19 protein-coding genes are annotated in these 18,645 nt (G+C 44.2%); 7 read left to right on the top strand and 12 right to left on the bottom strand.

What is annotated here, in order from left to right:
• Positions 1 to 158: 158 nt before the first annotated feature.
• The 8 genes from MHO32_RS22040 to torE all read right to left on the bottom strand — a co-directional run bounded on the left by MHO32_RS22040 (position 159) and on the right by torE (position 9,682).
• Positions 159 to 1,013, bottom strand: coding sequence for a metal ABC transporter permease (locus MHO32_RS22040; protein WP_005450714.1), 855 nt, complete (start codon positions 1,011 to 1,013; stop codon positions 159 to 161).
• On the bottom strand, positions 1,006 to 1,914 hold the full coding sequence (locus MHO32_RS22035; RefSeq protein ID WP_017819516.1) for a metal ABC transporter permease: 909 nt from the start codon (positions 1,912 to 1,914) through the stop codon (positions 1,006 to 1,008). Before MHO32_RS22035 ends, MHO32_RS22040 begins: the two co-directional genes overlap by 8 nt.
• A gap of 13 nt (positions 1,915 to 1,927) precedes the next feature.
• Positions 1,928 to 2,782: a manganese/iron ABC transporter ATP-binding protein gene (locus tag MHO32_RS22030; RefSeq protein ID WP_005450718.1), complete on the bottom strand. Its 855-nt coding sequence runs from the start codon at positions 2,780 to 2,782 to the stop codon at positions 1,928 to 1,930.
• Positions 2,782 to 3,690 carry a metal ABC transporter substrate-binding protein gene (locus MHO32_RS22025; protein WP_005450720.1) on the bottom strand — a complete coding sequence of 303 codons (909 nt, stop codon included), beginning with the start codon at positions 3,688 to 3,690 and terminating at the stop codon, positions 2,782 to 2,784. The genes MHO32_RS22030 and MHO32_RS22025 overlap by 1 nt, the downstream gene beginning before the upstream one ends.
• Positions 3,691 to 3,838: 148 nt before the next feature.
• Complete coding sequence (locus MHO32_RS22020) at positions 3,839 to 5,581, bottom strand: glycoside hydrolase family 36 protein (protein ID WP_239213947.1); 1,743 nt, start codon at positions 5,579 to 5,581, stop codon at positions 3,839 to 3,841.
• A gap of 198 nt (positions 5,582 to 5,779) precedes the next feature.
• A complete protein-coding gene (gene torA / locus MHO32_RS22015; protein WP_005450724.1) occupies positions 5,780 to 8,242 on the bottom strand; it encodes a trimethylamine-N-oxide reductase TorA in 2,463 nt (820 codons plus the stop codon).
• A 25-nt stretch (positions 8,243 to 8,267) separates the two neighbouring features.
• Positions 8,268 to 9,452 carry a pentaheme c-type cytochrome TorC gene (gene torC / locus MHO32_RS22010; protein ID WP_005450726.1) on the bottom strand — a complete coding sequence of 395 codons (1,185 nt, stop codon included), beginning with the start codon at positions 9,450 to 9,452 and terminating at the stop codon, positions 8,268 to 8,270.
• Between the two features lie 50 nt (positions 9,453 to 9,502).
• A complete protein-coding gene (gene torE / locus MHO32_RS22005) occupies positions 9,503 to 9,682 on the bottom strand; it encodes a trimethylamine N-oxide reductase system protein TorE (protein WP_005450728.1) in 180 nt (59 codons plus the stop codon).
• Between the two features lie 464 nt (positions 9,683 to 10,146).
• Between torE and MHO32_RS22000 the strand changes: the two genes are divergently transcribed.
• Both MHO32_RS22000 and MHO32_RS21995 read left to right on the top strand, forming a co-directional pair.
• A complete protein-coding gene (locus MHO32_RS22000; RefSeq protein WP_239213945.1) occupies positions 10,147 to 10,947 on the top strand; it encodes an ABC transporter permease in 801 nt (266 codons plus the stop codon).
• Between the two features lie 249 nt (positions 10,948 to 11,196).
• Positions 11,197 to 11,334, top strand: coding sequence for a hypothetical protein (locus MHO32_RS21995; protein WP_005450732.1), 138 nt, complete (start codon positions 11,197 to 11,199; stop codon positions 11,332 to 11,334).
• Positions 11,335 to 11,397: 63 nt separating this feature from the next.
• Here the strand turns inward: MHO32_RS21995 and focA are convergent, their stop codons facing one another.
• Positions 11,398 to 12,258 carry a formate transporter FocA gene (gene focA, locus MHO32_RS21990; protein WP_005450735.1) on the bottom strand — a complete coding sequence of 287 codons (861 nt, stop codon included), beginning with the start codon at positions 12,256 to 12,258 and terminating at the stop codon, positions 11,398 to 11,400.
• 299 nt (positions 12,259 to 12,557) lie between these two features.
• Here focA and MHO32_RS21985 point away from each other — a divergent pair, with 299 nt between their 5' ends.
• On the top strand, positions 12,558 to 12,794 hold the full coding sequence (locus tag MHO32_RS21985; RefSeq protein WP_005430269.1) for a TIGR02647 family protein: 237 nt from the start codon (positions 12,558 to 12,560) through the stop codon (positions 12,792 to 12,794).
• 87 nt (positions 12,795 to 12,881) lie between these two features.
• Here the strand turns inward: MHO32_RS21985 and MHO32_RS21980 are convergent, their stop codons facing one another.
• Positions 12,882 to 13,304, bottom strand: coding sequence for a PACE efflux transporter (locus MHO32_RS21980; protein ID WP_005450737.1), 423 nt, complete (start codon positions 13,302 to 13,304; stop codon positions 12,882 to 12,884).
• Between the two features lie 89 nt (positions 13,305 to 13,393).
• On the opposite strand from MHO32_RS21980, the gene MHO32_RS21975 reads away from it, so the two are divergent.
• The 3 genes from MHO32_RS21975 to MHO32_RS21965 are packed head-to-tail and all read left to right on the top strand — an operon-like array spanning position 13,394 to position 15,758.
• Positions 13,394 to 14,266: a LysR family transcriptional regulator gene (locus MHO32_RS21975; RefSeq protein ID WP_029789471.1), complete on the top strand. Its 873-nt coding sequence runs from the start codon at positions 13,394 to 13,396 to the stop codon at positions 14,264 to 14,266.
• Positions 14,267 to 14,295: 29 nt separating this feature from the next.
• The gene (locus MHO32_RS21970; protein WP_239213943.1) at positions 14,296 to 15,123 is read left to right on the top strand and encodes an NAD(P)H-binding protein; all 828 of its coding nucleotides are present in this window, start codon (positions 14,296 to 14,298) and stop codon (positions 15,121 to 15,123) included.
• On the top strand, positions 15,120 to 15,758 hold the full coding sequence (locus MHO32_RS21965; protein WP_047513523.1) for a YdcF family protein: 639 nt from the start codon (positions 15,120 to 15,122) through the stop codon (positions 15,756 to 15,758). Before MHO32_RS21970 ends, MHO32_RS21965 begins: the two co-directional genes overlap by 4 nt.
• 85 nt (positions 15,759 to 15,843) lie before the next feature.
• Here the strand turns inward: MHO32_RS21965 and MHO32_RS21960 are convergent, their stop codons facing one another.
• Both MHO32_RS21960 and cysS read right to left on the bottom strand, forming a co-directional pair.
• On the bottom strand, positions 15,844 to 16,422 hold the full coding sequence (locus MHO32_RS21960) for a thymidine kinase (protein ID WP_005450744.1): 579 nt from the start codon (positions 16,420 to 16,422) through the stop codon (positions 15,844 to 15,846).
• An 84-nt stretch (positions 16,423 to 16,506) separates the two neighbouring features.
• Positions 16,507 to 17,889, bottom strand: a complete 1,383-nt coding sequence (gene cysS, locus MHO32_RS21955) for a cysteine--tRNA ligase (RefSeq protein WP_005437232.1) — start codon at positions 17,887 to 17,889, stop codon at positions 16,507 to 16,509.
• Positions 17,890 to 18,093: 204 nt separating this feature from the next.
• Between cysS and MHO32_RS21950 the strand changes: the two genes are divergently transcribed.
• On the top strand, positions 18,094 to 18,588 hold the full coding sequence (locus MHO32_RS21950) for a peptidylprolyl isomerase (protein ID WP_005437228.1): 495 nt from the start codon (positions 18,094 to 18,096) through the stop codon (positions 18,586 to 18,588).
• Positions 18,589 to 18,645: the final 57 nt, after the last annotated feature.

The following is an 18,645-nucleotide window of genomic DNA, read 5'->3' as shown; positions in this document are numbered from 1 at the left end:
GATTCTTGATTTAGACCCACTAAACCTTTAAATCGCCGCCGCGTCTACAAACCAAGTCAGTCTCGCTGAACCTAGCATCTCGAGGTTACTTGGGTATAGTAGTGACAACGAAAAAAGCCCAAGCAATTCAATACTTGGGCTTTGATGAAAAGTCTGGTTTAAAACTGTTCTATCGTGTCGCCAGATTTAAACTCCACTTTCCTATTTTTATAACTGGTGTAGCAGAAGACAATAATAAACTTCAGCGTCATGATGAGAATGATGGTAGGCGCTGGTGCACTGTCAATGAAAAAGCTCAAGTACACACCAAGAAAAGCACTCAGCAGTGACATACATAAGGCAAGCAACACCATGCTGTGGAAACGGCGCGTTAGTAAGAATGCAGTTGCCCCGGGAGCAATCAGCATCGCGATAACTAAGATCATCCCAACAGCCTTAAGTGCAGCGACAATGGCTAACGATAGTAACGAAAGCAAACCATAATGGAGAAACTTAACAGGCAGACCAATTGCTTGCGCGTGTTGGTAATCAAATACGAAAACTAACAAATCTTTTCCTTTGAACACCGCAAACAGCACAACAAGTAAAGCGACGATTGCGGCTTCAATGATGTCCGCCCAACTCACACCTAGTGCATCACCAAACAAGATATGATCTAGGTGGACGCCTACTTCGATTTTGGTCATCAATACGAGACCAAGCGCGAACATGGCAGAAAAGACTACGCCCATAATGGTGTCTTCTTTGATACGGCTATTTTCTTTTAAGTAGCCTGTTGAAAGCGCACAAAATATACCCGCAGCAAACGCGCCAACGGTGTAAGGGATAGCAAGGATATAGGCAATCACCACACCAGGAAGAATCGAGTGCGCGATGGCGTCCCCCATCAACGACCAACCTTTCAATACAAGGAAGCAAGACAATAAAGCCGTTGGAATTGAAACAAGCAAAACAATCAAGAATGCTTGCTGCATGAATGTGAAGGTAAAAGGCATAAGGAGTGTATCAAGCATTTTTGTGCTCCTTATTCATCATAGGCATTGAAGACGCTGATTCACGATTCTTTTTTGCGATTTGTTGTTTGCTTTTGCGTCTAATCGCAATTTGACCATGCTTAGGTGCGAAAACAAATGCCATCAAGAAACAAGCTGTTTGCAGTAAAACGATGATCCCGCCAGTCGCGCCATCAATGTAGTAACTGACGTAGGCACCAACGAATGAACTTAGAGACCCAATTGCAACAGCGTAGACAATCACGCGTGAAAATCGGTCAGTCATTAAATACGCTGTAGCCCCTGGAATAACGACCATCGCAATAACCAAAAAAGCACCAACGGTCTGCAACGCTGCGACAGTACATGCACTTAGAAGCGTAAAAAACAACACTTTCAATCGGGTCGGGTTCAGTCCGACACTCTTGGCATGGTTCTCATCGAAAAAGACCACCATTAGGTCTTTCCATTTGACGAGCATAACGGCAAGCGAGATACCACCAATAATAACTAACTGGAATGTATCGGTCGGCGTGATGGCGAGCACATTACCTAATACAATAGTTTGAATATTCACCGCGGCAGGGAAAAGAGAAACTAAAAATAACCCCAGACCAAAAAAAGACGTAAATATCAAACCAATGATGGCATCTTCTTTTAATTTGCTTCTTTGGCTCAAGAACAACATTCCAGCGGCAGCAAGACCACCAGACAAAAACGCGCCAAAGGCAAAAGGTAAGCCGAGCATATATGCACCAGCAACCCCAGGAACGATCGAGTGAGAAAGTGCATCACCAATGAGTGACCAGCCTTTCAACATTAGGTAAGTCGACAGAAAGCCGCAGACACCGCCAATCAATGCACTCACCCACATGGCATTCACCATGTAGCCATAGTGAAAAGGTTCGAGTAAATAATCCATAAAAATGAACTCCTTACTTGTCTGGACGCGAAACCGGAACAGCTTGCTGCTCACCATACATAACAACTGGACGTTCGTGGTCAGACAATACTGTCAACTTACGCTCATCATCATCTTCATGAAGATCTTTACCGCCAAGGATGAAGTGTCGAAGGACGCCACCAAATGCAAGTTCGAGGTTTTCAGGAGTGAAGATTTCGCTAGTCATCCCGGAAGCAAGCACAGTTCGGTTGATCAATACGGTGCGGTCACAAAAATCTGGCACACTACCTAAATTGTGCGTGGATACCAGCATGACTTTGCCCTCATCACGTAAGTCACGCAGCAACGCCATGATTTGTTCTTCCGTTTGAACGTCGACACCAGTAAAAGGTTCATCCAGCAAAATAACGTCACTCTCTTGCGCCAATGCTCGCGCAAGAAAAACACGTTTCTTTTGTCCGCCAGAAAGTTCACCTATTTGGCGTTTTCTAAACGCGGTCATGTTCACGCGATCAAGTGCAGCCGTCACCATGTCATGATCGGTTTGCTTTGGAATGCGGAGTAATCCCATATGACCATAGCGCCCCATCATGACAACATCTTCAACCAGAACAGGAAAGTTCCAATCGATTTCTTCGCTTTGCGGTACGTACGCGACAACATTCTGTTTTAGAGCTTTTTTTGCCGGCATACCAAGGATCTCAACCGATCCTTGGCTAACCGGTACAAACCCCATAATGGATTTGAATAACGTCGACTTACCGCTGCCATTCACACCAACAAGAGCCGTAATTGATCCTTTTGGAAGAGAAAAACTTGCATCATATAGCGCGGTATGACCGTTGCGATAAGTGACACTAATGTCTGATACTTTAATTCCTGCCATTACTGTTCTAGACCCTCTGCGATTGTGTTTGAAGTCACTTTCAGTAAGTCTAAGAAGGTTGGCACTGGACCGTTTTTACTGCTCAATGAATCCACGTACAAGACACCTGCATATTTAGCCCCTGTTTCACGCGCAACCTGCTGTGCTGGCTTTGCCGATACCGTGCTTTCACTGAATACCGCAGAGATCTGATTTGCACGAACTTCATCAATAACGCGTTTAACTTGTTGTGGCGTACCTTGCGAGTCTGCATTGATTGGCCATAGGTAGAGTTCTTTAAGACCGAAGTCTCGAGCCAAATAGCTGAATGCCCCTTCACTTGTTACCAACCAACGTTTGTCTTCTGGGATTTGAGCCACTTTTTCGCGAATAGGCTGAACCATATCCATGATCTGCTTTTTGTATGCTTCAGCATTCTTTTGGTAAGTCTTTGCATTAACACTGTCGTATTTCACTAGTGCATCACGAATATTATCGACGTATATCAGAGCATCACTTGGAGACATCCAAGCATGGGGATTAGGTTTGCCACTGTAAGGACCTTGAGCGATGCTCATCGGCTGCACACCCTCGGTCACAATCACACTTGGCACATCATGAAGATTTTTGAAGAACTTTTTGAACCACAGTTCTAGGTTCAAACCATTGTACAGAATAAGATCCGCGCCTTGAGCGCGTCGAATATCACCAGGGGTCGCTTGATAGTTGTGAATCTCAGCGTCAGGTTTAGTAATCGACTCAACAACAGCCGCATCACCAGCTACGTTTTGAGCCATATCCGCGATAATGGTGAAAGTTGTCACTACTTTAAATTTCTCGGCTGCCATTGCTGCCGTGCTTAATCCAAGTGACATCATAGACAAAAGTACAACCGCAGGTTTGGCAAAAGAGCCAATTTTTAATCTCATCCCTGTTTTCTCCAGAAGGCAAATAGTTACTTTGAAAAGATAGAAGGATTCTACCTTTCATTAGCATTACTGTAAATGATAATAGTTATCATTTACAGTAATTTTAGCCTTTATTTCTGAAAAGGACGAGATTGGCTCACTTTTCCAATTACATTGCTGTCACGACAGCCTTAGCATTTAACCCTTTATCTAAGCTGACTAGCAATAACTGACATGGCTCTTGATTGAGCTTCTCCCCGGTCCAGTAATCATACCAATCTGTTGGTTGGTCTGCGGTAAGCGTAAATTCTGTCGCATCATCGTTCGCGTAGTTAAACAAACAGTGCAGATCATTCTTAGATGTTAGTGCCAGAAAAGCATGGTTCAAACCTAATGCGGTAAACTTAGCCGATTCTTGATTACGGCGTTGACGCAGCATCAGTTTCGCTAGCGTCTTACTCGCAAATGGGGTGATTTCTGGTAGAGGGTCACCGGAAAGTAGTAGACCGCCACACGCTAGCAGCACGTTACGATGGAATTGATAATCTTCACGCGAGGCTGCTTGGTTAGGTAATGAAGTGAACGTTGCGCAATCTGGGTCGATTTGCCATAACTTGCGATGCTGCCAACTGCGGAAGAAGGTCTCTTTAGCAATTTGCTCAAAGCGATGGCTATGGCGCTCTACATCGTCAGACACACGCATAGCATCGACTAAGCCCAAAGAAGGCCACATTGGTGCGTTACAACCCAATAGCCATGCATCTCCTGCCCCTTTAGCGATCGCTTCCATACCCATACGGTAGGCTTCTACACCGGTTACGCCCGATTGACTGCGCTTACCTTTTAAAGTGCCCCAATAGTTTGCATCTAATTTGAATAGCTCAACACCCCACTCTTCGCGCATGACAGATACTACGTGAGTTAAGTGATCTTGAACTTCAGGGTTTGAAGTATCGAGAATGTACCAAGGTGTACAACGCCAACCACCATAGGTGACATCTTCAGCTTTCAGAAGCTCTCCGTCTTCGTGACGCACAAACCAATCGGGATGCTTTTTGAAGATTTCTGATTCTGGCTGGGCAATGAATGGTGCCATCCAAATGGCTGGTTTTTTGCCTTTTGCACGAATGTTATGAATCAGCTCTTTTACACCACCAGAGAACTTATCTGAAGGCGTTAGCCAATCTCCCATAAATGCTTGGTAGCCATCATCTAGCAGTACCCATTCGACCTCAGCTAGGTTGTCTTGCATACATTCCACGTTTTCCAAAACGTTGCCTTCGGTCACGTCCGCGTAGTAGGCATACCAAGAGCACCAACCAACCGGAGCGTCTTGCATTACTCCGTTACGTGCAGGGTGATGTTCTGCAATCATCTCACTGTATTCTTGATACAGCTCAGATAACGAACTCCCACGTAACACAACAACCGATTCAAGATGGTTATGTTCCCAGTCTGCAACTTGCGTTCTTTCACCATCGATTGCTGCTGAAAGTACCCAATGTTCACCATGTTGCTTCACCTCAAAGTAACCAGCAAAGCGACGGCAAGTAGTGAAACCAAATAAGGTGTAACCTGCAGAGTCTTCTACGACTAAATAGTTGTAGTAACGCTTTGGTGTGCTCTCAGGGTAAATACGGTAGGAATTGTTGTTATCGGGGCAACGACCAATGTCGATAGGTTGAGAAATGGTACCGCTGGTCTGTGCCAACATTTGGAAGCCATCACCGATAACGGTTGCGCCTTGCTCATAGAGAAAAGGCATTTGAAACAAGACTTCACGGTCAGTAAAGGTTTTATTGTGTATCCCGGCAAAAGAAAAGTGAATTTGGTTGCCGACGATTTCGAATTGAAGATCGTTATCACTTACTGAGATCTCAGTATGATTGGCCAATTGAATGGTCTGAGCCATAGAAAATCTACTCACTTGATTATTATTGTTTAGTTTGGCTCATTATCCTCCGCTTCTGCTGCTCAATTCGTTATCGACGTCACGAATCTGTTGCTCTTGAGCAAGCCCAAACTCGGTATTGAGAGAATGCTCACTGAAATTTGGTCAAAAAAATACCAGCCCGAAGGCTGGTATTTTATTTAAAGCTTAGTGCTCTGATTAAGCAACTTCGATTGGACCACCGAATGAAGTAACTGGTGGAACTTTACCAGTGAACTTCTCGAAGTTTACGATACATGTATTCGCAGAAGTCGCCTGTGCTAGCTCAGAAGAACCGATATCTTGAGTTAGAGTGTTAGGGTCACCGTAAGTACAGATTGCACCTACTTTCTCGTTTAGAGGACCATACCACGCACCTTCTTCGATACGGATAACACCACGTGGGTAGCTGTCAGTAAGTACAGCACCAGCAAGAAGCTGACCACGATCGTTAAATACGCGTACCAAGTCACCGTCTTTGATGCCTTTCGCTTTTGCATCAGCCGGGTTGATGTATACAGGCTCACGACCTTGAACAGCGTAAGTTGCACGGAAGTCTTCAGATTCACACATCTGAGAGTGCAGACGCTTGTCTGGGTGGCAAGATTGTAGCCAGTACGGGTGTTTGTCAGAGCCAGGACCACCGTGTGAACGTTCTGATTTCTCGAACCACATAGGGTGTTCTTGACAGTGTTCGTAACCGTAACGACCGATCTTACGAGAAGTGATCTCGATGAAACCAGAAGGTGTACCCAGTGGGTTGATTTCTGGATCTTGACGGAAGTCAGCGTGACGAACCCAAGGCTTACCTTGACCGAAGTCTAGTACGCTCTTCTCCCAGAACTCATCAAATTCTGGCATTTCGAACTTACCGTCGTTCGCTTTCTTACAATCGTTGTACAGGCTGCGGATCCATTCCATCTCGCTCATGCCACGAGTGTACTCGTCGCGACGACCAAAGCGTTGAGTCAGTTCACTCATGATTTGGAAGTCTGGCTTAGATTGGAACAATGGATCCACTAGACGATGCATAGCAATCAAACCTTTGTTCGAGTAAGAACCGTACACGTCGATGTCGTTACGTTCCCACTGAGTACATGCTGGAAGCACGATATCAGAGAAACGACACGTTGCAGTCCAAGCGAACTCAACCGTTACTACTGTTTGTAGCTTCTGGAACGCTTGCTTCATGCGGTTACGATCTTGGTGGTGGTGCCATGGGTTACAACCCGAGATCACCATCATCTTGAAGTCTGGAAGTTTAACTTTACCACCGTTGTAGTTGATCTCTTTGCCTGGTTCTAGCAGACAGTCGATCCAACGAGCAACAGGGATAGTACGGCTGTAACCGTTAAAGTCGTTGTTGTCCCACTTCGGCTTCATACCAGTATCTAGGTTACGAGGGAAACCACCAGGACCCGCGAAACCAGTTGAAGGTACACCGATACTTGAGTAGTGGTGACCGTAAGAGATACCACCGCCAGGCAGACCAATTTGACCAACCATTGCTGCAACTACTGCTGCTGCCCAGTATGGTTGCTCACCGTGCTCTTGACGTTGGATACACCAACCCATAAGGATTTGTGTACGACCGTTCACTAGCATGCGTGCGAATTCACGAATCTTGTCCGCTTTCACGCCACAGATAGGAGCAGCCCACTCAGGTGTCTTAACAACTTTATCTTTCGTTTCACCTTGAACGTACTTGATGAAATCTTCGAAACCTAGACAGTAAGTTTCAATAAACTTCTTGTCGTATAGGTCTTCGTTGTACAGTACGTGCGCAACAGCAAGCATGAATGCTACGTCTGTTAGCGGGTTAATGTATAGGTGATCGTTCTCTAGGTAACGTTGAGTCTTGTTCTTAACTGGGTCTACAGAAAGAACATTGATCTCGCCTTTCGCTACTTTTTCCTTCAACTGCGCTAGGTAGTTGAAAGATTCGTGCGTTTCACAGTTCCAACCTACTTGCAGGTTTTTCACTGGGTCATTTGCCCAAAGAATGATGTTGTCTGAGTTCTCTAGAATTTCAGACCAAGACGTACCTTGTGCATAAACTTCTGTTGAACCAAGTACGTAAGGCATGATGGTTTGACCTGCACCAGTCGAGTAGTCACCTACTTTAGTGATGAAGTTACCGTGCATACCTACAGCACGTTGCATGTGTGCCGTACAGTTGTTGAACGCACCAGTTTGGTTCCAACCAGTTTGACCTGCGTGTAGAGCCCATGGACCGTATTCTTTCTGAACACGTTCTAGCTCACGGTAGAACAGGTCTAGAGCTTCATCCCAAGTTACACGGATGAAACGGTTGTTACCGCGCGTCTCAGCGCTGTATTTGTGCTTCTTCAGCCAATCTAGACGAACCATTGGGTAACGAACACGTGATGGGCTGTAGATGATGCCCTTGATGCCGTTCAACATTTCTGTTGGGTTCTGGTCTAGTTCTAGCGGTTTGATCTCTTGAACTTTACCCGCGTAGATGTGGGCGCGAAACGCGCCCCAGTGTGAACCTGTTACTTTCCAAGTACCAGTAGTCTCAGCTGCATTTGCAGATGCTGAAGCCAATAAGCTTGGGCCGATAACTGACGCTGCACTTGTGGTTGCTACACCTTTAAGAAAACTTCTTCGTGTAATAGCCATTTAATTTACTCCAATCCGACGCTTATTAGTGGTGACCTTCAGCATAATCTGAAGAGTGCTTCTGTAGGTACTTCAAGATCAGTGCTTCACTGTCTGTATCTAGGTTAACGAACGCTAGCATACCGTCGAACATACCTGGCCATGTGTTCGCATCGAAGTGCGCTTCAGCAGGTTGTGTGTGACATACTGAACAGTTAGTTTTGTAAGCTTCTTTTGATTTTTCCCATACAGGGTTGATGTCGTTCAGCATAGATTCTTTCTTGATCCATACTTTCGCAGCTACTTTCTCCCAAGGAAGACCTGTTAGCTCATCAACTTTCTTCTCACCAGCAGTCACAACGTTAGCGTCTGTTGATGCTTCTTTTAGTAGTGATGCTACTGCGATGTTCTTACCGAAGTCTTCTTGAATTACACGACCGAAGCCTTTCGCTTTACGCCAGCCATCGATTTCAACTTCAACGTAGTCGCCTTTCTCTTCAAGAACTTTAACAGTCGATGCTGGGTTTAGAAGACCTGCTTCTTTAGCACCTTTATCGTCGAAGTAGATTGGTAGATGACGAACACTTACAAGTTGTTGACCTACACCGTAGTCAGTGTTTGAAGTCATACCTTCAAGGTCACCAACGATACCACCAATGCTGTCCATACCAGCTGGCAGGTTGTGTGCGATACCTTTGTGACAGTCAACACAGCTTTGGTCTTTCTCAGCTGCTTGTTTCATTTGGATACGAGCCGTTGGAGACATTTGCTCGAAGTCCATAGAATCGTAGTTGTGACAGTTTTTACACTCTAGAGATTTGTTTGCAGAGAAACGATCCCATTCGTGTTTAGCAAGTTCGATACGGCGCTCTTCGAAAACACCCGGTTCGTCGTAGTTGCCAAATACTTGTGCAAATACTTCTTTAGATGCTTGCATTTTACGAGCGATTTTATCTGTCCAGTTGTGTGGAACGTGACAGTCAGGACATGTAGCACGAACACCAGAGTGGTTTTTCCAGTGAACCGTGTCTTGCAGTTCAACGTATACGTTGTCACGCATAGTGTGACAGCTAATACAGAATTCTTCTGTGTTGGTTGCTTCTAGTGCGGTGTTAAAACCACCCCAGAAAATAACACCAGCGATGAAACCGCCCATAGTCAGCACGCCAAGGCTGATATGAACTGCCGGGCGCGTCATCGTACGCCACAGTTTAATGATTAATGATTTCATTATTTGCTCTCTTAAAATCTTTTCAAAAGTGTGGTTGTGAGCTCACTGGCTTACATGCCGTGTGCGCCTGGAGGACCAAAGAAGAACACTTGTAGTGCCCAAACGATAAATCCGTAGCCACCTACGAAAGCCACACTCAGAATTGGGAAGAGAACAACTGCAATGAAGAGGAAAGACTTCCACTCCAGGGAGCGTTTTTCACCACTCTCAATTTTGTTAACATCACTCATACATTTGCCTATTTTGTATCTAGTGTTATTGAAAAGCCTGCGTTACCAAGCTTAAGTTTTTTACAATCTCTATTGGAAAATGTTAGACCATACTAATAGTAAGGTTCAATCAAATCTGACGCTCCAGCCCTTGTTATCCAACACTTTTTTGAGCTCATCCAGAGATGTGTTTGATTGATATTCTTTGTGAAAGAATATTAATAGATGTGAAAAAATAAGTCTTTTGCAAACATGTTAAGAATACAACATTAGATTAACTTTGTTTACATTTTTATGGATTTTTTCGTGCTACTAAATCGCTATTTTTTCGACTAAAGACAATACTTTGTGATCTTTATGTTAAGAAAACTTCACGAAGTCTTAGCGATCATTTTGTCGATGAGATTTCGAAAAAACAGAGCTTAGCAATTCATAAACCTATGCCACTTCGTTAGAATCAAAGCATTGATTTTGGGAGAAGGTTTATGAATCAAGTTGTCGATATAAATTGGTTTGAGCTTGCACTTTTTAGTTTGATTCTTATTGTTCCACTCACCATCAATGCTCGCTATAAATTAGGAATTGCGAAAGATACAGCGATGAGTGTTGCGCGAATGACAGTGCAACTCATTTTGGTTGGTGTGTATCTGGAATACCTTTTTAAGCTAAATAGCTTACTCGTAAATTTACTGTGGTTATCCATTATGGTTGTCGTCGGAGCAAGCTCAATTGTGGGCAAAGCTAATCTTCCGAAGAAACCACTCATGCTCCCACTGATTACTGGCTTGTCTTGCAGTCTAGTCCCTCTTCTTGCCGCTATCACTTTAGGTCTCGTAAAGCCAGAACCATTCTACAATGCCCAATACATGATTCCATTAGCAGGCATGCTGTTAGGCAATAGCTTAAGCAGCAATATTGTCGCGTTGCAGAACTTATTCACCGCTTTCGAACAACGCAAGTCAGAGTACGAGGCAGCCATCTCATTGGGAGCCGCTCCTAGGTATGCCTCCTTCCCTTTTCTTCAAGAAGCCCTTCGCAAATCCCTTGCGCCAATTCTTGCTTCTATGGCAACAACAGGCTTGGTGACGCTCCCTGGTATGATGACAGGTCAGATCTTAGGTGGTGCTAGCCCGATGATCGCCATCAAGTATCAATTGGTTATTATGCTGGCGATTTTTGTCATGCTCAGTGTGTCTGTAGCGATCACTTTAGAGATGACACTAAGTTGTGTACAAACCAAAGAAGGACGTATTAAAGTGAAGTTTATCAACAAGGAAAAGACATAAAATCGGTTACTTCGTCATCACATAAGCGTCTCATTTTATGAATTTTTCTCGATCAAAAAAGATACTCACGATCTTTGAGACAGGTTATCCACAGAAAATGTGGATAAACCCCGAAAACCCATAAGCAACCAGAAACATAAGCGCAACTTTGAGACCACTGTACACTGCGAAATTTAATGGTCACTGATTGGTCATTGAACCGTCATCTTACTCTTCTAAAGTGCAATTAAACGACATAGGGAGAGCACCATGGATAGGTTAGCCGTACGAGAAAACTTCGATGAGTTGCAGTCAGATTCGCCCGTTGATTGGCTGACTCAGGAACCGGTAGAAATGACGTCTCATTGGATTCCAAACGAATATGGCATCAACGAAGAACTGGTTTAAACATCGGTTGAGCGAAGTTTAGATAAAAGAAAGGCAAGCCATTTAGCTTGCCTTTTTTAAAAGTTATTTCAGATGCTTGTCTTCATCACGTAGATAAATCATCCAATACCACATGCCAACGAAGACACCACCACCGATGATATTACCGATTGTCACAGGGATTAGGTTGTTCACTAAGAATCCCATCATGTTTAGATCCGCGTAATCTGCAATGTTTGCACCTGTCATTTGCCAAAACGATTCAGGTGCGAAGTATTTAATACCGATCGCCATTGGTACTTGGAACATGTTAGCGATACAGTGCTCAAAGCCAGCAGAAACGAACATAGCTACCGGCAAGATCATTACGGCGATTTTATCAGTCAATGTGCGACCACTGAACGTCATCCAAACTGCGATACATACCAAAACGTTACACATGATGCCCAGCGCGACAGCTTGGAAAAAGCCATGATGCAGTTTGTGCTGCGAAATGGCCATCGCATTCAAGCCCACTTGACCACCGTCGAACATGTACTGTTTGGTGATCAGCATACACACAACAAGCAAAACCGCACCAACCATGTTACCGAAGTACACAACCAGCCAGTTTTTCATTAAGGCTTTCCATGAAATCTTGCCGCTTGCACGTGCCACCAGCGTAAGAACTGAGCTAGTAAAAAGCTCGCCGCCGGTTACTACCACTAAGATCAGACCAAGACTGAATGCCAAACCACCAATAAGACGTGTAATGCCCCATGGAAGATCACCAGCACCTGTGGTTACGGTTGTATAAAAAATAAAAGCGATACCAATGTGAAGACCTGCTGAAATTGCCAACAGGAAAGATTTCATTGGAGCTTTAGTTGCTTTGCCAACACCTACTTCGGCGGCACGTTCAGCAGCCTGAGGTGGTAATAATGAGTCAAACTGATTGAAGTTCATGGAAGTGTAACATTTAGAAACAATTAACGAGGCGCGGATAATCGCTCCATTTCCAGACTTTTTCAAGGGCTATTTTTCATGTTTACCAAATTTGTTGTTGTTGAGAGAGTAATCGATAAAATTCAACTATGAGTTATTGTCCTAACCATTATTAATATTTGGGTCAAATGTTTACCGTAGAATAAAATTTCCGCGTTATATCAGAGCTATAGCGCTACACTTAACATTTCTAAGGGTTTTCTATTGCTCAACCTTAGTTTTCAGACTAGCTTGGATAAAAAAGTACGAAGGAATTACCTATGAAATATTCAGCTGACCATATCGCCGAACTGAACCTACTTCTTCAATTCGATTTAAGCAGCGCAGCAACAGGCATCAAAGTCCACAAAGAAGCTTCTGAAGAAATGCAGGCAGCCGTTGCTCGTCTGTACGAAAAACAACTATGTACACAACCTGATGGCGGTTATCTAACTGACGAAGGTATCGAAGTTGCAGAACACGCAGATAAAATTCTTCGAGTCCTTTCTGCTGAATAACGATATTTAAATAAACCAGTATCGGAATTAAAAAAGCCACCGCAACGGTGGCTTTTTTGATAATTAAATTTATCTAGACTCACTATATTAAGCAATGAGCTTTCTCATTTTTCCAAATGGTTGAATTTTATCATACGCCCAGTTAAAGCCCGTTGCATAAAATAAGAAGAAAATTAAGAAGCCCGCTTCTAACGCTAATGCCTGTAGCAGAGTGATTTCCAAAAACCACGCGATCACCGGAATAGACAAGAAGATTAATCCACCTTCAAACCCCAAAGTGTGACCAATGCGCATCGCTAGACTGCGCTCTTCACGGTTTGGACCAAACCACTTGTCAAAGTACAAGTTATAAATGTAGTTCCAAACTACGGTGTAAAGACTCAGACCAATACCCACCACTGCTAAGTCACTGGATCCCTTCCCTGTTATTAAAGAAGCAGCAGGAATAATGATCGCCAATGCAATCATTTCAAATAGTACAGCGTGAAAGATACGTTCGTTACGAGTCATGATGTTTTACCTAAATAGTTCTACTCAATGACTGGCATTTTATCTATCATTAAGATAAGTAAAAGTTAGGTACCATCGGTTAAAACGATATGTTTACTATTGAACAACTACAAGCTTTCGTCACTACATCAGAAGCTGGTTCTTTCTCCGCAGCAGCCCGTAAGCTTGGACGAGCACAATCGGTGATCAGTCAGCACATCATGAACATGGAACTTGATTGCGGCGTGGACCTTTTTGATCGAACTGGTCGTTATCCAAAATTGACGGAGAAAGGTCATGAGTTAATGCCTTACGCACTTGCAACGCTTAGCCAACTTGACCGACTGAATAATAAAGCGTCTCAACTTTTTTCCAGCCCTGCAACCAAGCTTGTCCTTGCTGTTGACGAAGGGATTCCGCTCACCCGCCTCCCGATTGCATTGAAAAATTTAGAAAAAAAGTTCCCAAGTCTACAGGTGGAATGCTTGACCGCATCCAGCCCTGACATTATTGAACTAATTAAATCAGAACGTGCGACAACGGGCATCATCTTAAGTGACTTACAAATGCCTAAGAATGTTGATTTATCTAACCTAGGGCATATTGGTTTTGATGTGTTTGTCTCATCACAACACCCTTTAGCAATACAGCCAATCCGAAACATCGACGAGCTAAAGCAACATCGTCAACTGGTAATCCGTTCAAAGAATGAAGACGTGAGCGGTCTTAATCAGGCGTTTAGCCCAGATATCTGGTACGCTGATGATTACTACATATTATTAGAACTGGCGAACAAGGGATTTGGCTGGTGCTTTCTTCCTGAACATTTGGTGTCTTACGCACCAAATACCTTAGTGAAACTTGGCGAAGAATTCACAAAACTGGCATGGCAAGTCAACATTGATTTGATACAACATCAGAAATGGCATTCCGATCCCCTGCATCAACAAGCCAGATTAGAGTTACAAACCCTGTTTGAGTAGTCATCAGGGCATACCGTAGGAACATACAGATGGCAAATATATTGATCGTGGGCGCAGGCTGGCTAGGAGCGCCACTTGCACAAACTTTAGCTGACCAAGGACACCATGTTACGGTTACCCGTCGTAGCCAATCTAGGCTAGATGAACTTCCAATCACTTCCGTACGAACGGCTCAACTTGACCTTAGCGAACCAATAGCTCAACAAAAAATTGTCGAACTGCTCAAACAAGAACAAATAGAACGCATTGTCGGATCGTTTCCTCCAGGTTTTCGCAAAGGAAACGGACAAGAATACGCACAGCAATGGCAACGTTTAGTTGAAGCCGCAAAAGTAAGTGGTGTGGAAAAGCTTTTGATGGTCAGTTCAACGACGGTCTATCCAAATTTGCCCGTCGATATGAGAGAGGAAGACGCCACATTCGCTTTAGCGCAAGACAATCCGCATTTCTCTGATAATGCACGTATTATGCTGCAAGCCGAGCAATACGTGATGGACTCCGGTATTGACTACGCTATCGTTCGCTGTAGTGGTTTGATTGGTGCCGACCGACACCCGTCTCGCTTTGCGTTGCGATTAAAACAGGTCAGTCGCAAAGCGCCAGCGAATATGGTGCATCAAAACGATGCTGTTGCGGCAACGGCTTTCGCGCTCAATCAAATTGAAAATGAGGTAGTTAATGCGACCACGCCAAATACCGTCAGCAAAGCTGAGTTTTATCAAGCTGCCATTACGCAAAGTGATTTAGATATTGCCCTTCCGCCAGTCACCGAAACCGCCGATAAGCGAATCCTTGCAGACAAACTTATCTCGCTTGGTTACCAGTTCCAATTCACCTCAACGCTGGACGCACTATGAAACTCTATCAACACATTGAAACCTTGTGGGAGTACATGCAACTCAAGCATAAGCTAAAGCCTGCTGACTGCCTATTTGTAATGTGCAGTAATGACTTACGCGTAGCCGAACACGCCGCTAAGCTTTACCATCAAAAATTTGCGCCACTCATTGTATTTTCTGGTGGCGAAGGGCGTTTTACGGATGGTTTATTTGAGAGAAGTGAAGCAGAGACTTTTGCAGATATCGCCAAGCTTGCAGGTGTACCGAGCGAAGCAATATTGCTCGAAACAAAGTCGAGTAACAGTGGTGAGAACGTTCGCTTCACTGAGCTGTTATTGAAAGAAAAAGGGATTAGCTGTGACTCTCTGATTTTGGTTCAAAAGCCATTTATGGAAAGACGCGCCATTGCAACCTTTGAAAAACAGTGGCAATCGCCTTATTCACAGCTTCAAGTCACGTCCACAGCGCACCCTTTCTTTGAATATATCAACGAAGAAATGCCACTAATGATGGTCCTTGAAGCGCTCATGGAAGATTTTTCTCGTGTGAAAACCTACCCAGAGAAAGGCTTTCAAACAAAACAAGAGATTCCTGCCCACGTTGAGTCTTCTTATCAAGCACTTCGAGAAAAGTTTGAGTTTGGTCTCGCGTAATCCTTCACTTACGGACCAACAGCTAGACAGTAAAAAGCCACCGAATTCGGTGGCTTTTTCTTATCTAACTCTTATCTAGACTGGCTTACTTACCAAGTGCTTCTTTATAATGCTGGCGACAAACGGATACGTAACGATCGTTACCACCGATTGCGACTTGATCACCTTCTTTGATTGCAACACCGTGCTCATCAGTACGGATAACCATGTTTGCCTTGCGACCACAGTGACAAATCGTTTTGAGTTCCACCAACTTGTCTGCCCAAGATAGCAGGTACTTGCTGCCTTCAAAAAGTTCGCCTAGAAAATCGGTACGAAGACCATAGCAGAGTACAGGAATATGCAGCTTATCAACCACTTCTGTTAGTTGGTAAACCTGTTCTTTCGACAAAAACTGACACTCATCAATTAGGATACAGTGACGTTTTTCAACTTCATGCAGTGCCGCGATCTCTTGGTAAAGGTTGGTATCTGGACGGAACAAATGCGCGTCTGATTGCAAACCAATACGAGAGCTCACTTTACCTACGCCGTAGCGATCATCTAACGCTGCTGTGAAAATCACAGGCGTCATGCCACGTTCTTGGTAGTTAAATGAAGATTGAAGAAGAGTTGTCGATTTACCCGCGTTCATTGCCGAGTAATAGAAATACATCTGAGCCACAGAGCACTACCTTCGTTAAAGTTTAGAATTTATAAAAGCTTGTAAAGAAAAGGGCTGAATCATCAGCCCTTTTAAAAGATTCAATTACTTACGTCGCCACGTTGTGCCTTCTGGACCATCTTCCAGAACAATGCCCATTTCCGTCAGCTTGTCACGAGCCATATCTGCGTTAGCCCAATCTTTTGCTGCACGAGAATCGTTACGTAGCTTAATTAGTGCTTCGATTTCAGCCACTTCATCGTCGTCGCCTGCATCACCTTTTAAGAATGCTTCTGGATCTTGGTGAAGAATACCGATCACGTCAGCCAGTTCACGCATTAGCGCACCTAGCTCGCTCGCTTTCTCTAGGTTTTCTGTCTTCAGACGGTTTACTTCACGCGCCATGTCAAACAGTACTGAGTAAGCTTCTGGTGTGTTGAAGTCATCGTTCATCGCTGCTGTAAAGCGAGTTACGTATTCTTCACCACCCGCTGGCGCAGCATTCAGATCCAGACCACGTAGAGATGTGTATAGACGCTCAAGAGACGCGCGTGCTTGGTTTAGGTTATCTTCGCTGTAGTTTAGCTGGCTACGGTAGTGACCAGACATTAGGAAGTAACGAACGGTCTCAGCATCGTAGTGACCTAGAACATCGCGGATAGTAAAGAAGTTACCTAGAGACTTTGACATCTTCTCACGGTCTACCATTACCATGCCGCTGTGCATCCATGTGTTCACGTACTGAGTGTCATGTGCACAGCATGATTGCGCGATTTCGTTCTCGTGGTGTGGGAACTGAAGATCAGAACCGCCGCCGTGAATGTCGAAGTGGTTGCCTAGGATTGACGAGTTCATAGCAGAACACTCAATGTGCCAACCTGGACGACCTGGACCCCATGGTGATTCCCATGTTGGCTCTCCCGGTTTAGACATCTTCCAAAGTACGAAGTCTAGCGGGCTACGTTTTGCTGTTTCGATATCGACACGAGCACCAGCTTGAAGCTGGTCAAGATCTTGCTTAGACAGTTTTCCGTATTCGTTGAACTTGCCCACTTCGAACATTACGTCGCCGTTGTCTGCAACGTAAGCAAAACCACGCTCGATTAGCTTTTCAACCAATTCGATGATTTCAGCAATGAACTGAGTCGCACGAGGCTCAACGTCAGGACGTTTCATGTTTAGTGCATCAAAGTCAGCGTGCATTTCACCGATCAAACGTTCAGTAAGTGAATCACAAGACTCGCCGTTTTCTGCCGCGCGTTTGATGATTTTGTCGTCGATATCAGTGATGTTGCGTACAAACGTTAGATCGTAACCAAGGTAACGTAGGTAACGAGAAACAACATCAAAAGAAACGAAAGTACGACCGTGACCAATATGACAGAGATCGTAGATGGTAACTCCACAGACATACATGCCAACTTTGCCGGCTGTAATTGGTTTGAATTCCTCTTTCTGTCTTGTGAGTGTGTTATATATCTTTAACATGATCTCTATCTATGATTGTGAATGAATAACAAGAACGCCGAGTATAACAACTCAGACCTTATTAGGTAATAGCAATTAACCGATAAAACGATAATCGGCTAAACTTCAAGCACAAAACTATGAATTTGTTCTTCCTGAGTTTTTAAAGCGTAATAACTTAGGCTAGAATCGCAGTTTCAATACAACACAGTAAAGGAAAGTAGCATGATCACCCTTCACACTAATTTTGGTGACATCAAGATTCAACTAAACGAAGAGAAAGCGCCAGAAACAAGCGCAAACTTCCTTCAGTACTGCCGCGACGGTTTCTATGACAACACTCTTTTCCACCGTGTTATTGACGGCTTCATGATCCAAGGTGGTGGTATGGAGTCTGGTCTACGTGAAAAAGCTACACGTGCACCTATCAAGAACGAAGCAAACAACGGCCTTAGCAACAAAGTGGGTACACTTGCTATGGCTCGTACTATGGAGCCGCATTCAGCAAGCTCTCAGTTCTTCATCAACGTAAACAACAACACGTTCCTAGATTTCCGTAGCGAAAGCCTAGATGGTTGGGGTTACTGTGTATTCGGTGAAGTAATCGAAGGCATGGACATCGTAAACAAGATCAAAGGCGTTAGCACTGGTTCTTACGGCATGCACCAAGACGTACCTCTAGAAGATGTAATGATCACTGGTACTACAATCGAAGAGTAATTCTTTAGAATTGCCACCAAGAGATAAGTTTGTGGGGAGGCTTCGCCTCCCCTTATT

Origin of the sequence: Vibrio sp. MMH1-50 (genome assembly GCF_022347645.1) — a bacterium.
GTDB classification, from domain to species: Bacteria; Pseudomonadota; Gammaproteobacteria; order Enterobacterales; family Vibrionaceae; genus Vibrio; species Vibrio harveyi.
Note: the sequence above shows the minus strand (reverse complement) of the source record. Positions and strands in the feature narration are given on the sequence as shown.